Origin of the sequence: Pseudovibrio sp. M1P-2-3 (genome assembly GCF_031501865.1) — a bacterium.
In the GTDB taxonomy this organism is placed as follows: domain Bacteria; phylum Pseudomonadota; class Alphaproteobacteria; order Rhizobiales; family Stappiaceae; genus Pseudovibrio; species Pseudovibrio corallicola.
Genome location: NZ_JARRCW010000002.1, coordinates 94607 through 109885, shown reverse-complemented (window position 1 = coordinate 109885; position 15279 = coordinate 94607). Strand labels below are relative to the sequence as shown.

Sequence of the window (15279 nt, the reverse complement as noted above, 5' to 3'; positions counted from 1 at the left end):
CTCGCTTGCTCGTTGGAGGTTATTGATTGATGGGGTGCCAGTCGCCAGTTTCCATGCGGCACCACAATTGCTTGCCACTGGATGCTGACTTTCCTTGGACCGAGACCTTTTGTTCTGCATATCGGCAAGCAGTAAATTGAGGAGTAGCAGTCTCTTGTTTTTCCGAAACCGGTGTATTGTTACCAGGCCGGGTTACAGGAACTGGAGCCTTGGTAACTTTGGTTTGAACAGTTACGTGTGTGCCTGAAGAGGTTTTAATTTTTGAGGTGCTGCTGTGATTAAGCTGAACTGCTTTTCTTTCAGCATCTTCAAGCCGTTTCCTGTCTTCAGCGGCAGCAACATGTATAAGGACTGCGCAAGAGCCAACACCTACAGCAGCTCCAGCTAAAGCACCTCTGCCTGCAGAGCTTCCTGAGCGGCCGACAGCAGCTCCAACAAGAGCGCCAACGCCAGTGGTAATCACCATACTGGCTACACATTTACCAATTGCTTTTTGTGTAGCGGTTTTTTGGCCTGATATTGGTGAGGCGCTGTTTGTAACGCACCCTTGTAACCCCATGAGCAAGCCAAGAGAGACCGTTAGCGTTTTAAGAGAAATGGATTGCATGCCAGTCAATTGTACACCCTTTAATTTATCAATCTTTGCGTGCACAATTAAACTTAAATTAATTATAAGTATACTAGATTTTTAGTTTGATTTTGCCCTCTTTCAGGCCCGTCCCCCCACACATGAGCGCATTGGATTGGGATTGCACAGGCCTACCTTGGAATGTGATCGCTTCCGCCGGTACCGGGTTTTATTTCCTTACCTATTCACAAGTACATATCCTTTGCCTTAGCAGGGGATATCAAACCTGCAGCAACTTTTTTGCGAATAGTTTCGTTGTTGTGGCGTATAATTTTTTTCACAAACTGTACCTCTGATTTAATCGGATGAACGGTTCCAGATTGATCATGCAGCCTCCAGCCTGACCGTCGCTTTCCATAGTGGCTTTGTGCAGTTCGGATATCATTATGCCCAACAAGGGCGGCCACATGAGCGGGGGGGTGTATTTTTTTTTGGTTCGCAATGAATTGATGACGTAGGGTGTAAAGGCAGTATTGAGAACGTTTGAAGAGCTTTTGGGAGGCACGTGTCAGCAGCGCTGAACACGCGTTTTGTACCAATGTAAACTCTTCGCGTTGAAACCAAGCAGACCCATGGCTGGACATAAATTGAATGGAAGCTTTATCTTGGGCAGAGAGCTCCGTTATATCAAGGGTTCTGATTGAACCAGTTGCCCGGCCATTTGTTGCCTTAGCATTCCCCACAAGAAGGTAGTCACGTTTTCCTCCATCCCCGTTAAACTGAGCGATATGATTGACTTGCCACTCAGTGGGGCGAAGTCCAGTTAATATGCCAGCGGTTAACCAGTGAGAGAGGGTTACAGCCCACTTGGATCTTGAAAAGTTTTGTAGGTAATTTTGTAATTTATCAAAGTCTTCTTTTGGAAAACGTTTTGATTTTGCCGAACTTGTTTGGCGTGGTGAGCTCTTTATGTTTTCAGGGTCGGAAGTTGTTTTTTGATAGTAGGGGCTGGATTGTGGGATAGGACTATCGTAGTCACTCTCTAATATGGAAAGTGCGGTCCCTGAATTTTCAAATGGCATGGCAGCTACAATTTCAATGGCAGCTTGCTTGTAGTAACGCCATGTACTGCCCGCCCACTCAGGCCTGCGCGAAAACAGATAAGCGACAAACTCTTCAGGGTCGACCATTTCTAGGTTGTTCGTCGGCTGACCAATAGCTCGAAGGTAGCTTTGAAGTAAACTTCTGCCGCGATCTAGATAGTCACTATGGGTTTGCTCCGTCCGGGTCACATCAGTTACGATATTTTTTGTAACCGGTGTGAGAGCACGGGCAGTGTCTGAGATCTTTCGAGTAAGTTTTGATTTTTCCGCATCAATAAACTGCAGGGCCCGATGACTTAAATCTTGGGTATCCAGGAGCTTAGCTTCGGGTGTCTTGTATTCGTTTCTTTCGGATTGCTCATTCATGATAGAACCTGAATTTGTGTTAGCTCAGAATGTTTTTAGGAACGGTCTGTTTTGGATTAAGGGAGCTGACAGATTGGAAAGTGCCAACAGTGGAATATCAGTTGAGTGGGCTTGAAGAATAAAAAGTGCCAACAGTTATAGAGGGGTGGGAGGCTGCTTTGATGTGGAGCGGACATTACTTTTGCGAAGGAGCCGTGAGCTATGGTTGGGCTGACCTTGAAAAATTGCCAAGGCTTGCCTGTTTGTCAGGGGCAATGATTTAGGGGGCTTGGTTAATGGTGTTGTGGGGTCATGGACTTTGGTGTTGAGGGGGGGCGTGTTTGTAGTGGTTTTAGCTCTCACAGCGGCGCTTTGTGTATAGGAAGCGTGTTTTTGTAAGGGATGTGAACGCTGAAGATTTATTAGGGACATTATTATTTTTGCAAGGCTCCCCCCGTTACATGCAAGATATGTGACAAAATAATGAAGCTGATTGACAAAATAAAACAGACAGCTGTGTTGTAAGATTTCACGGGCATCTGGGAGAGCCAACAACGGTCGAAAATAGCTATATAGATAATTAAACAACGCTCGTTGCTTCCATCTGTCTCACTTCCAACATCTCAGGATAAGTAAAGGACACTTTCCATTTTAGGTTAAAGCGTACCTACTATGGCAAGAATACCTATAATAGGATAGCTAATATCTGAATTATGCGAAAATTAAACACAATATATAAGCTCTCTAATGAAATTATGTACACATGCAACACAATAGTGCAGGTTAAATAAAGGTAATATCACTTAAAAACATTCAAAATAGGCAATAAATGAATTGATATGACGCACAGCACGTTTAGAAAGGTCGATTAGGATAAAATAACTTGCCTCTCTCACCAATTGCAGCGTAGATAGAAGTAGTGGTTTGTATAGGATAATACGAGAGCGTTGCCGTGAAAATTAGGATCAGGTCTATTTTGGTAATTTGCCTTTTAGGTATGGCTGGGTGTCGGAGTAATACACCTATTGAAGTTGTATCACCGGTACCTGAGGCTGATCAGGTCACGGTTGGGTTGTTGAAAGAAGCGGCTGACCAAGCAGCTGCAGCGCAGCAGGAACTGGCGCGTGTTCAAGTCAGCCGGACAATCCCTGGCAAATTAGTACTGGATGAACAGTCATTACCTGAAGAGTTGGAGAGAAAGACGGATTTTATATGGTCTGGACCTGCCAAGGAAGCTGTCGAGCGTGTTGCAAATATGATCGGCTATCAAGTTCGTGAGGGCGGGAATCCGCCTGCTACTGTACCCATGGTCCACATTCGTGTTCGTTCAGGTAAGGTTGTACACATTCTCTCACAGATTGGTGAACAGGCCTACCCATTTGGCGAGGTGAGTCTGGATCCCAATCAGAAGATTGTTGAGTTCCGCTATAGAACCAATTCACACTCTATGGTCCGCTAACCTTTAGATTTGGAGAAAGCAAATGTCGACACGTTTGGTAATAACACTCCTATGCGGCTCCATTTTAAGTGGGTGCCAATCGTATGGCGGTGTGATGAGTGCTGATGATACCCAACCTAATGTTTCCAAACTGAGCTTGAGTTCAAAAGGTCAAGCAAAGGATAAGAAAGTGGACGTCCGTCCCCCCTCCCTCGAAGAGGTTTTAAGAAAAGGAAAGCCCCTCCAGGGCAATGAAGGGGAAAAAGGGCTTGATACACTTCGGATTACAGCTCTGGAGGAAGCGGCGCTTTCATATGGTGCTCGTTCAGGACTTGCTTACCGGACGGACAAGATCAATCAAACATTGCAAACAAATTCAAGTGAACTTGCTGAGCTTTTTGAATTCACATCAGTTATGATTGATGGGCCTGATGGTTCCATAATTACCCCACCTGTTATTGTTGAGGCTAAGGAAGCTTGGGAGTTATATGAAAAAGGCAAAGCACTTCGTGTGGCTGATACGGTCTATGAGGTGATAGATCAAGCCCGCTTTACGTCTGTTCCCCCTCTTTGGCAAAGCTACCTCATCAGTTCATTTGAGGAGGCAAGTGAAGTACCTGCAGCACTTACACCGAACAATAAAGCGGAAGGCGATATCTGGGTAAAAGGTGTCACCCGAGGATGGAGGGAAGGTGAGGAGCAGGCCAATCAAATTTTCAAAACAAACCTTGCACGGTTGTCTAGAGACTATGCAGGGATGGTACGGTACAAGCGTCTTTTGGAAGAGGGGAAAGTAACCTCTCCTATTGTGGCTTTAGGGTCCATGGGCACAACTGGAAATGGCGAGAACATGCGTGTGAACGACCGGGCCATTCGAATTACTCAAGATTCCAAACTAGTTCTTGACACAAACAAATGGGAGAGCTCGCCGACATATCAATCTGATAGTGGCCAGATTGAGGGTGTACGTGAACTCAAAGATACAGTTATCGACGAGGTGCGCAAAAGTACAAGTGCCTGGGACAAACCGAGCGTGCAGGGTAAAAAAAGCGTCCCGCCTGTTGTTCCTACACCTGTAAAATTAGCGCCGGATCTAAAGAAAGATCACTTTTAAGGGAAGGATAAACGTGGGTTTTTCAAGTGGCCACGATGGGTCTAAATATCCAGGCTATTATAACAGCGGTGACAAATTTCTTCGTGAGTTGCTAATATGGGCATCTGAACATAAAGCGTCAGATATAACACTGCAGCCTGAGCTGCCGGCAGTCGGACATATCGGTGGCAAGCTCTGGCCCATAACAAATTTTCCTCTAAACAGTGATCAAATTAACCAGATGGCGCGTGATCTTTATGGGGCGAATGCAGTCGGTGAGGTTAGTTCAGGTAAAGACCTTGATCCCTCCTATAACATCAATCTAGATCGTTATAGGAGGTTGCGGTTCAGGGTGAACATTTCTGGTGGCCGATCAGGGGATGGCGATGGTATTCAAATCACATTACGTTCCCTTCCAGGGTCCCCTCCGGATCTTTCGGACTTGGAAATTGAAGAAGACATCATCAATAATTTTCGCCCCTTAAATGGAATGATTTGGGTAACTGGACCAACTGGGTCGGGGAAGTCTACCTTAGTGGCCTCTTTATTGAAGGATCGCCTTGAGGACCCTGAAGCTCATGAGAAAGTTTTGGAGTATTCGAGCCCCATTGAATATGTGTACGATGAGGTGGAGATGCCCAATTCGATTGTCTTCCAATCTCATGCGGGCAAGCATATAAAACCCAGAGAAGGGAGTGGTGAGAGTGAGTTTGCTTACTGTGTCCGGAATGGTATGCGCCGCTGTCCAACTATCGTGAATTTAGGTGAGACCCGCGATACGGAAACCATGCAGGCAGCCGTTAGTATCGCGCAAACCGGTCACCTGTTGATCTCCACACTCCACACGACATCAGTGGCAGATACGCTCTCAAGAGCAATCAACCTGTTTCCATATGCCAGCCAGCGTGCAAACGCACACTCAATCTTAAGCACTCTGCGGATGGTTGTCTGTCAGATCTTGGTTCCGCGCAAAGGAGGGGGACAAGTTGGGTGCCGCGAATATTTAGTGTTTGATCGGCAAGTGAGAGATTCATTTACTGCGATTGATTATGGGGCATGGCCGGCACATGCTAGGAGTTTGCTTTTGGAGCGCCGTGGACGGGGGCAGACAATGATTGACAGCGGACGGAAGCTGTTACAGCAAGGCAGGATTACGCCGCAAACTTTCGAGTTTATTGCGTCTGTATAAGTGAGAAGTGATGGCAAACTGGCAGTATACTTACAAAACTCCCAAGTTTTTTGTGTTTGATGTTCGCATTGGTTTGGTTATAGCACTGAGCTTGTTTTCTATAAATTGGTTCACCATCACAATTGATATTCTTGCTCTGGGTTTCGGTTGGTACGCTGAACATATAGGGCTTGGAGTGATGGGAACACTAAGATCTATCAGGTGTTTTTTTACAGGCAGGCACCGTTATCCGGTGCCCTATCATATGCGCCGTGAATTCGCTGATTTTGGGTATACAAGTCAATATCAACCTAAGTCAGAACCAATCAATCTCAAACCAATTTCTATGGATAATTAAAGGATAAAAGATGCAATTCGAAGATAAAAACTGCCCGGTGATCGCGGTAGATGATGGGTATGCTCAGACAAAAGTTTATGGTTTTCTACCTGATGGCCAAGAAGTTAAAATGTGTATTCGATCAACTGTCCGCCAAGGCAGATTTGGATTGGGCGCCATTGGAGGTGGAGGTATGATTGGAATGTATGAAACCGAAAACGGCCCTTATACGGTATCTGATAACATTCCAAGTGTCTCGACAGAGTTTAATGAATTTCATTATTCGACAAACAATAGGGTGCTTGTCAACCATGCCTTGATTAGCGCAGGTTTTGGAGGACAAAAAGTTAATGTTATTTCAGGACTTCCAGTTGCCAACTATTTTAAAGATGCAGAACGCAACGATGAATTAATTGCACGAAAAGTTGGTAACCTCAGCCAAGCAATTACCCCTGCCAATAAAGAAGTAGAGATTGCACAAATCAATGAAGTACAGGTGGGCTGTCAAGCCGTTGCCGCATGGGTGGATTATGCTTTGGATGATCAATTTAAGCCAAAGGTTGATCTGAAGGGAGATGTGGCTGTGGTGGATATTGGCGGGCGTACCACAGATATCGCCACTGTTGTCTCTGGCGAACATATTGACCATGCCAGATCCGGATCCATTAACAAAGGAGTTCTCAGTGTTTATGAAGCCTTGCAGAACCAGTTGCGCAAGAAGTTTGATATTGAAGATGACTTTTCCCTAGCGGTTTTGAACGCAGCAGTACGCAACAACCGGATCGATTTGTGGGGTAAAAGCCAGGATGTTACCAAGGAGGTAACTGAGGCGGTTAGAATGCAGCAAAGCCAGATTGGACAGGCAATCCAACGAAATCTTGGCTCAGGGGCCAGTTTTAAAAAGGTTCTGTTTGTTGGTGGGGGCAGTGCATTATTTCGGGAGATCGTGGAAGCCTATAAACAAAACGGGACAGTTGAAGCCGATCCTGAATACTCAAATGTTCGCGGTCTTTACAAGTATGCCATGTATCAGGCGAGGGAAACAGAGGATGAGAGTGTTTAAACATGGCCGCTTCGGTAAAGGTACAGATTTACCTAAATCCTGATCTTCCTGCAGACCAAAGGACTATTGCGGTTTGGGCTGCGGCAAAAAAACATGACAGGCCACAAGTTGTGTTTCGCAAGATCATTGACGCTGGAATAGATAAGCTGGTTGAACAAGGCGATTTACCCCAAGATATACTGAATGAATGCAACCTAACAAGGTCAAAGCCAAAGTCCAGGCCAAAGGCTCCTATTCGAACGAGTGCTCCAAATCCAGAGCCTCAGCCAATGGCTCCGGCCCCTGTTGTCTATGCACAAAATGATAGGATAAGTGCAGAAACAGAACCGACTAAAGTTGGATCAGTTCCTGCAAAAGTGCAGAAACTTGGAAACTTGATGTGAGGTATAATGGCTGAAGGGAAGGATGGGGGAGACCAAACGGAAGTTGTTGTGATTGCAATTCTAATTGCCGTCATAGCCGGTGGGTGGTTCTTTTGGCAATACGCTCGTTCAGTGATCATATATCCAACCTTTGCGTTGGATTGGGTATCAGTACAAATTATTGATTCAGTTCGTGGTTTAGGTGAGCGTGGCACGTCCGTTCTTGATTTCATAGAAAGTGTCTTTGATGGTCGGCAATCTGCTGGGCAAGATGTCTCGTGGCGTGAGTACTCATTTGTTCGTCAAAGCGTTGGAAGCATCACCAGATGGGTTTATGCACCTTGTATTCTATTTATGGCGGTCTGGGTTTATCTAAAGATGCCGGGGGGGCGATATGCCAGAAGATTTAATCTGGCCGGGACGACTAATGGCCAAGAAAGCCTTGCAGATTACCAGGCTAAACATTGGAAAGTTGCGACAAGCAGTTTAAAGTTTGAACCAGAGGGCTTGGGCGCAAAAGTGGCACAACAGAAAACCCCAATGGAATGGATGAGAGATAACTCTGTCCCATTAAAAGATGGCGTTCTTGATCAAAGCGTAGCCATCGGTGCGTTTACACACCAGTTAGGAGCCCGCTGGCGTGGATTTGATGAAGCGCCATTGACGACAAAAGTTGTGCTGATCCTCCATATTTTGCATCTAATACGTCATCCAGATGCCTTATGTGAAAGGCAGAAGCTGAGTGTTGCGTGCGCATTGCAAAACTCTGGAGAGGCGGAAATGAAGCGTCTCATCAATACATATAGCTCTGATGAACGCATACGTAAGCTTTTGAAAAAAATCGGCAAGTACCATGCCTATGAGCATACTGTTGTTATGGGATTTGCAAGACGGGCAAAGACGAAGGTTTCTCTTATTCCAAGTTCAGAGTTCTTATGGACTAAGTGGTATGACCGAACCTTGTTTTATGTCCTCAATAATGATGGGCGTCCTACTTACCATATTGAGGCTGCCGGAATTGTAAGTCACTTTAAAGCGGAAACAGCCGTTGGGAGGGCAATTGTTGATGCAAAAGTAGACGGAGCGGTGGATGGGCTAGAGTTTGTTATGGCCCGCGAGGGGATTGTGGATTTAGAGGCGTATTTTAATACGCCAAAAGACCCGGATGATTTGTTGTTGTGATAAAGTTTCAAAGGTTCCTATGATGAATATGGATAACAGAACATCACCATACTTTGCAGATAAAGGATGCACGGTATTGGTAGATGGCCAGGTAAAACGTTTTTGGATGAGTGAAAGTGAGACATCGTTTATCCTCTATTGTGACGATGCAACAACGCTTTCTAATTCGGAAAAGGAGACCAAAGTCGTCGTTTTTGAGGGGCGACTTGATGAAGTTGCAAAACTGTATCTAGAAATTTGCGGCAGCATCGTATACGATCGTGGCCCTTCCCTCTCCATGCCAGCTCCCCCAAAAAGGAACTATAAAGCCATATCCTATCGTGCACGTACTGTTGATCCATTTATAGCACTAGTGATAGGAGCGGGGTTAATGCTAGGAGGGGTTTTCTATCTAAAATCAGGAGTTGGAACTCACGAAGGGCCGATATTTCCTCAAGCTATGTCGAGCCAACAGATAGAGCAGTATAGTCTCCCAACTCAAGATAACAGCGAAATGAATTTGGGGCTGAACCTCGCCGGGGTTATCTCTGCTCCCCCTGCAAAGTCCCCTGATTCGCTCATACCAGTTGAACAATTCAAAGACAAAATTAAGGCAGCAAAGCTTAGTGAAGCAGAGAGATTGGATCTGATATCCTTCTTTGATGAAGCGGAAGGTAAACCGGACCTTACAACCGCGGATTTCCCTCACTATTCACGCAAGCTTCTTGATTTTTTAGTTGAAAGCGGTTTTGTAAAACCAGTACAGGATTACGATACACCAAACCGGATCATACACTTACCATCTTCTGTCGTTGACAAATATAAACAAGGAAATGGTATACCCACCATTCCTGAAGACGGTACATGGATCGGGCTTGGTAATTCAGTTAAAATTCCACTGCCAGGTGGAGGCGATATAGAGACAGAGGATGATATGTTATCTTTTGGTCTAGAGCCTTAATTTTAATTGACATAGGATAAAATATTATCTAAAAGGATGATTGTTAAAGATTGCTTTCATTTTCCCCGAAGGCTATCTTATCAGTATGTGCCCGCTATCTGGCGAGATGATATTCTGATGTTTGGCGAACTTAACCTCCCTTCTAGGGAGGTTTTTTTATGGATAAAGAAAGGATAAAATATTATAGATAATCACGTCGATAGTAGAGTAGGACTGGCAGTTTCATGTGGTTTCGTTTGTTTGCATTTTGCGTGATTGCTTTATTTTGTGCTTCCAAAGCAAATGCAGGGCCCAAACTAATCATGGACCTCAATACTGGGGAGATTTTATCGGGCGAGCGGATTGATGAAAGTTGGTATCCTGCATCCTTAACTAAGATAATGACCGCTTATTTGGCTCTATCAGATATAAAATCTGGCAAGAAAAATGCAAACGGGCTGGTCATATTCAGTAAGTTGGCTGCTGAACAACCTGCAAGTAAGATAGGCCTTCCTGCAGGGTATGGATTACCGTTGGAGAGTGCCCTACGCCTTCTCTTGACAAGAAGTGCAAATGATGTGGCTGTTGCGATTGGAGAGCACCTAAGTGGTGATCTACCCTCGTTTATTGAGCGTATGAATACAACGGCTGCAGCTATGGGGCTGTCTTCAACTCACTTTATGACGCCCCATGGCCTTCCTGCAACAAATCAAGTCACGACCGCACGAGAGATGGCTCTATTATCAAGGAAAGTCTTGATGGAGTTCCCAGAATATATGTATTTATTTTCTATTAAAGAGCTGCAGTATAATGGGAAGACACTACGCAACACCAATCCCCTTTTATACACTTATACTGGGGCGATTGGCCTTAAAACAGGATACACCTGTTCTTCTGGATATAACCTTATAGCTGCTGCCCGAAGAGGGAAGCATGCTTTTTTAAGTGTAATGCTAGGTGGGATAAGTAAAAAGGAACGATATAAAGAGACTGTCCAAATGCTAGACAGCGCTTTTGATGGAACCTATGCCCCTTACAGGGCACCAATTTCCAAAAAAGTCTCTTCGTTACATCCAGTTAGCCTGCGAACACAAATATGTGGTGCTAGAGGCAAATCTATCATACCCATGAATGTAAAGGCGGTCCCTATCCCAAATGGAAAGCCACTCCTGACAAATGGCGAGATTTTTCGCTTTGCCAGCTTGGCTCAACGCCGTGAAACGCATTTACGCCAGCTCATTCAAGGCTATTCTCAAATGGAACTTTATAACTCACAGAATATGACGGAATATAAGAGTGATCATCGGCGGTTTTAACAATTGTTCTTTAATTCCTCGCCCTTCCTGGCTGGGACAAGTCAACTCAAGTGTTCTTTGAGCTAGATTTAGGCTCTTAATAGAGCGATTATTTTATGGATCACGCAGACGTCACCATGTAATAACAGTCACCAAATTGGTGTTGCCGGTGCAATCCTTTTTGAGCAATTTTGAATCTGATTGGGCTTACGCTGTTTGGCTTTATGTTAAGAAACGCTTTTGTTCTATCAGGTAGTACAATTGGTAGTTTGCCACCTTGACGTAGGAAGGAGTGTGATACTTGTTTGGTGACAAATATATCCATGTCTCTGATTTCTACATGGTCGCAGGGGATAATGTTAATATGGACCCCGATACATGCTGGTTTGTGATTAATTAACCCATCACCAAATATGAATTCATTGTCAGCGCATAGTTTTGGGATGTCTAGATAGACCTCTATATCGCGTAAGGTTCCTTTTGTGTGACATGATTGGCATGGTATGGTTTTTGTCTCACCGTTTCCCTGACAAATTAGACAGTTTGTGTCTACGGTAATGGAGCCATGATATTGTGGAGTACCACGACCGCTACCTTTACACTCTGTACACGGCTGGAGCTCTTTCAAAGGTATGTACCCTCGTTGGTCGCAATGCCCGCACGCAATTGTATCTTCAATTATATTGAGCGGCCCTCCATTAAGGGCAAGATCGAGTGGTATACGATATGTGATCAGTGCACTTTGTAGGGAGTGCGCTCTAATGAGCTGCAGAGCGGTGTTTTTGGCATCTACTAAGCGTGTGAAGTCTACAGAGCAATGATGAGTTCCAGTAGAACTATCGGGATGTATGGCTCTCGCCAAGGCTTTGAAGCTTTTTTTAACGTCAGCTTCAGATGCAGTACTTGGCAACCCTAGTGTACTAAAGACACTCATTGTTAAACCCTATTTTATCTCTTTAATTTTGAGGTTATCTTAAAATCGGAAAGCCACGCAAACAGGATTGTACAACCCGATACCAATAGAAGGATACCAATCATGTTAAAATTGACGTTAGCAGGTGTCCAGTTCAGGAAGTTTGCCGTTACGAGTGTCAGACCTGTGGCCATGGACGTAGTTAAAAACAATAGGGTAGTCTTCTCCCCGGCCAATAATGAGATCATAGCCAGTAGAACAGTCCAGATAAGCAAAGCAAGAAAGCCTACATTTTGTTGAATACTCAGTTGCTCGAGTATACTGACAACATCAGCATCCAGAATTTTTAAAGCGTAAAGGCAGACGGCGGTTGGCAAAGCGATGTAAAGAAGACGGCCGAGTGTCGATAGGCTTTCGATAGGCCGAAAAGTCGCTATACCAAAAGCAAATAGGATGCCTGCCATGAACGGTACACCAAAATTAATTGCCAGAGACATGATCCCTTGAGGAGCAGTGTTTTGGACTAGAGTAAGATCCGGAACTACAATATGTCGAGCTGTGCGTCCAAGGTTTACGATGTGGTTACTGAGCTCACGCCATCGGGACTGAAGAAGAAAGACACTTGGTGAGAGATAGTCAGCCACAAGTGTGCATTGCGGGGTAAAACGCAAGGTAGATTTGGCCACATAAGCAGGACCGATCTTCGCAAGCTCCCTAGTTTCTAGCCATGTCAGGGTTATTGGGTCTTGGGCTGTAATGGTATATTGAACTTTTCGTCCACTATGCTGGAGTGCTTGAAGTGAGTGTTCACTCTCTCTTGTTAGGTTTGCAATTACATCGGCACGTGAAGTTCCAACAAGGGGCTTACTTGCTTGCATGTGAAAGCTGGCAAGTATTCGAGCATCATCTCTGTGTCGATAGACTTTAATAGTATCAGTCTTGCCAGGGACTTCTAACATATATGTGCCGAAGTAACTTGAATTTTGTAAAATCTTAGAGAGTATTTGGTGACAAGCTTCATTAGCTGAGGCCGGTGATGCCATGGAAAATACAAGCGCCAAAAAGTGGATGATCAATATTGGCTTCATTATACTAAATGACCTTCAACATGGTTTGGATTGTTCTTGACGTAACTTAAATTGACATTAAGTTTAACATGTATGGGCATTAGAGGTGCTATCATATATACATTGGCATGATTAATATAATAGTTCATAATTATATATATATAGTTATGAATATGTTGTAGGGACAGTAGTATATTTTTCTGATAGTACATAATACTATATTTTTGTAATTTATTACGAATTGAATATTTATAGATACTATCTAGGCTGTTGGCTGATAAGAAAAACGGAAATAGTTTCACACATACGTGAGACAGGTACTTTTCGGGGGCTTTACTATTTGATTTTCCTATTGTCAGTGTAGACAATTTCAAACTCCCACAAAAGAGACCTATAATCAGGTGCACAGTACCCATAAAATTAATGATCCTATAAATAGGATAAACGACAACTCATTTAGAGAGTATTAGTCATTTGTTCTTTCAGAAACAAGCCAATTTTATACCTAGTTTGTCTTTAGATTGTCGAAAATATATGATAATTTGGCCTTAACAGTTGGGGTTGTGGGCCACAGCGAGAAGATAAGGTAAAAGGATAAAGTAAGCGGTGTATATATGATGAGAACATTTATCCCAACAATAGTACTGACCCTTTTAAGCATATCACCCGTTTCTGCCTTCCAAGCTGTGAAGGATTGGTCAGTATTTGGGAACGATACACTTTGTTGGGCATCGACTTATCCAATCGATGGGAAAACTATAAATAAAATCAAGGGTAAGAAGGATGGCCATTTATCGGTTCTATATTATCCTGCCCAAAATACGGTCTCTGCTATTTCAGTTGGAGCAGGTGTCTTAAATAGTGATCAGTGGACTGTATCTTTTGATGTGGACGGACGGCGATTTGAGGCACTTTCGTTCAAACAAGCTGCTTTCGTCGGATCTGGCGCGCCTGAGCGCCGGTTGATTGCAGCTATGAAAGCAGGCAAGCAGATGACTGTGAGCTGGAAGGATGCATATGGGAATAGAGCCAAAGAAGTATATTCTTTACTCGGCTTTACAGAAGCTTCAAAAGAAGCTGCCGTAAAATGTCGTAATTTATAGGATCAGTTGCCCGCCCGATAGGGCGGGCTAATTCCAAACTAGTGGTAGATTTGGGGACGCGCAGCCAGATTTACATCTCTTTTTGAGATTTGCTCACTGGCGGCTTGGGGTTTTTGTAGTTTCCGGTCGAGGTTGACCTCATTTCCGTTATTGTCCAGATGAGTTACAGCGTTAATCTTGACCTCACTTACACCTTCGTAGGCACCATTTGGATCAAAGCGTGGGTATTCCCCTTGCGGGAGATTTGCCACAGGAATATTTGCCGGTTCATTTAACTTTTGGTTAAATACAAAAATTGATCCGTCAGTTTGGCGATACAAGGCCATATCTTCTGGTTTGTGACGATTGCGGTGGCCAAAGCCTTGTTTTTGGTTTTCTGCTGGTTTTGGTGCGCGAACGGTTTCTATCCCGCTCATTGTGAGAAACGCTCGATCATTGGCCGCTTGCTCTTGCTTTTTTAAAGCCTTTCTTTGTGCTTGATGCATGGTCATTCCAAAGTGCTGCGACAGGTTTGTATGGGAAAGACGTTTATCTACCAAATCACCGCGCATGGTTCTGTCGGCTCTCAAGATTGGCAGCCCTTCAAGCAGCTGTCTTTTTCCTGTCACAGGATCCTTATGAAAGGGGATGATTAACTTGATCCCTTTCTCTTGTGCTGCTCTAATCAGTTTCATATTTGTTTGTACGTTGCCACTCGAATAACCAACAATCTCACCGAAATAGCCGGCCTTATCTTCTCCGACTGTATAAGCGACAGCGCGATCAGAAAATTCAGAAGACATGGACACTGCCTCCCATGAGTTGGGGAAGTCTGGCGCGCCTTCCGGGCCAAATATTCCGTTTGCTTCCCGCCTTAACTCACTCAACAATAACTCCTTGTAGCCCAACTCAGGAATTATGCTCTTAGCATCAATTTTTTTACTGGACGTGACATCAACGATATAGTTGACGATGTCACCCGCTTTGTTCGCGATACTTTTGAGGGCCAAAAAATTCTGGGCAAGATATTTTTGCCAGTCCGCAAGGGACTGTGGACTGATTTTTCCCAGAAAGTAGTCAGAGAGCCGCTCTTTGACATCAGTGACTGAAAGGGGGGTGTTTGGTGTTTGCTTCATGTCGCCATTCAGATGTTGCCCTTTCTGAATAGCAGCACTGCTGCCCAATGTGAACGGTGGTAGAATACCATTACCAAAATCCGTATTGTCGAGTTGCTGGTACTGGGTATTTGACATAGGGGGAGGACGTCCAGCACCTGTTGGCGTAGGGGAGGCCACCTGAGCCATTACACTTGTCTCCTTGGCACTTGTTAAACCTAATGGTTGT

At 44.4% G+C, this 15279-nt stretch carries 15 protein-coding genes; 10 read left to right on the top strand and 5 right to left on the bottom strand.

The window, feature by feature from the left end; all coding sequences use genetic code 11:
- Positions 1 to 19 precede the first annotated feature (19 nt).
- Positions 20 to 607 (bottom strand): hypothetical protein, encoded by a 588-nt coding sequence (locus P6574_RS21045; protein ID WP_310622311.1) that lies wholly within the window; start codon positions 605 to 607, stop codon positions 20 to 22.
- A 206-nt stretch (positions 608 to 813) separates the two neighbouring features.
- On the bottom strand, positions 814 to 2037 hold the full coding sequence (locus P6574_RS21040; RefSeq protein ID WP_310622310.1) for a hypothetical protein: 1224 nt from the start codon (positions 2035 to 2037) through the stop codon (positions 814 to 816).
- 976 nt (positions 2038 to 3013) lie between these two features.
- Between P6574_RS21040 and P6574_RS21035 the strand changes: the two genes are divergently transcribed.
- The 9 genes from P6574_RS21035 (at position 3014) to P6574_RS20995 (ending at position 10894) form a co-directional block, all read left to right on the top strand.
- Positions 3014 to 3475 carry a DotD/TraH family lipoprotein gene (locus tag P6574_RS21035; protein WP_310622309.1) on the top strand — a complete coding sequence of 154 codons (462 nt, stop codon included), beginning with the start codon at positions 3014 to 3016 and terminating at the stop codon, positions 3473 to 3475.
- Between the two features lie 22 nt (positions 3476 to 3497).
- A complete protein-coding gene (locus P6574_RS21030; protein ID WP_310622308.1) occupies positions 3498 to 4568 on the top strand; it encodes a type IV secretory system conjugative DNA transfer family protein in 1071 nt (356 codons plus the stop codon).
- 220 nt (positions 4569 to 4788) lie between these two features.
- The gene (locus P6574_RS21025) at positions 4789 to 5736 is read left to right on the top strand and encodes an ATPase, T2SS/T4P/T4SS family (RefSeq protein ID WP_310622307.1); all 948 of its coding nucleotides are present in this window, start codon (positions 4789 to 4791) and stop codon (positions 5734 to 5736) included.
- 10 nt (positions 5737 to 5746) lie between these two features.
- A complete protein-coding gene (gene icmT / locus P6574_RS21020) occupies positions 5747 to 6073 on the top strand; it encodes an IcmT/TraK family protein (protein WP_310622306.1) in 327 nt (108 codons plus the stop codon).
- A 10-nt stretch (positions 6074 to 6083) separates the two neighbouring features.
- Positions 6084 to 7115: a ParM/StbA family protein gene (gene parM, locus P6574_RS21015; protein WP_310622305.1), complete on the top strand. Its 1032-nt coding sequence runs from the start codon at positions 6084 to 6086 to the stop codon at positions 7113 to 7115.
- Positions 7116 to 7117: 2 nt separating this feature from the next.
- On the top strand, positions 7118 to 7498 hold the full coding sequence (locus P6574_RS21010) for a hypothetical protein (protein ID WP_310622304.1): 381 nt from the start codon (positions 7118 to 7120) through the stop codon (positions 7496 to 7498).
- Positions 7499 to 7504: 6 nt separating this feature from the next.
- Positions 7505 to 8659, top strand: coding sequence for a secretion/conjugation apparatus DotM-related subunit (locus tag P6574_RS21005; RefSeq protein ID WP_310622303.1), 1155 nt, complete (start codon positions 7505 to 7507; stop codon positions 8657 to 8659).
- A gap of 22 nt (positions 8660 to 8681) precedes the next feature.
- Positions 8682 to 9599, top strand: coding sequence for a hypothetical protein (locus P6574_RS21000; RefSeq protein ID WP_310622302.1), 918 nt, complete (start codon positions 8682 to 8684; stop codon positions 9597 to 9599).
- Between the two features lie 224 nt (positions 9600 to 9823).
- On the top strand, positions 9824 to 10894 hold the full coding sequence (locus tag P6574_RS20995) for a D-alanyl-D-alanine carboxypeptidase family protein (RefSeq protein WP_310622301.1): 1071 nt from the start codon (positions 9824 to 9826) through the stop codon (positions 10892 to 10894).
- Positions 10895 to 10994: 100 nt separating this feature from the next.
- Here the strand turns inward: P6574_RS20995 and P6574_RS22205 are convergent, their stop codons facing one another.
- Entirely contained in the window at positions 10995 to 11807 is an 813-nt protein-coding gene (locus P6574_RS22205) for a DnaJ domain-containing protein (protein ID WP_405048166.1), read from the bottom strand.
- A gap of 14 nt (positions 11808 to 11821) precedes the next feature.
- A complete protein-coding gene (locus tag P6574_RS20990; RefSeq protein ID WP_310622300.1) occupies positions 11822 to 12745 on the bottom strand; it encodes a hypothetical protein in 924 nt (307 codons plus the stop codon).
- 722 nt (positions 12746 to 13467) lie between these two features.
- On the opposite strand from P6574_RS20990, the gene P6574_RS20985 reads away from it, so the two are divergent.
- Entirely contained in the window at positions 13468 to 13956 is a 489-nt protein-coding gene (locus P6574_RS20985; protein WP_310622299.1) for an invasion associated locus B family protein, read from the top strand.
- 38 nt (positions 13957 to 13994) lie between these two features.
- On the opposite strand, the gene P6574_RS20980 is transcribed toward P6574_RS20985, so the two are convergent.
- Positions 13995 to 15239 (bottom strand): hypothetical protein, encoded by a 1245-nt coding sequence (locus P6574_RS20980; RefSeq protein ID WP_310622298.1) that lies wholly within the window; start codon positions 15237 to 15239, stop codon positions 13995 to 13997.
- Between the last annotated feature and the right edge of the window lie 40 nt (positions 15240 to 15279).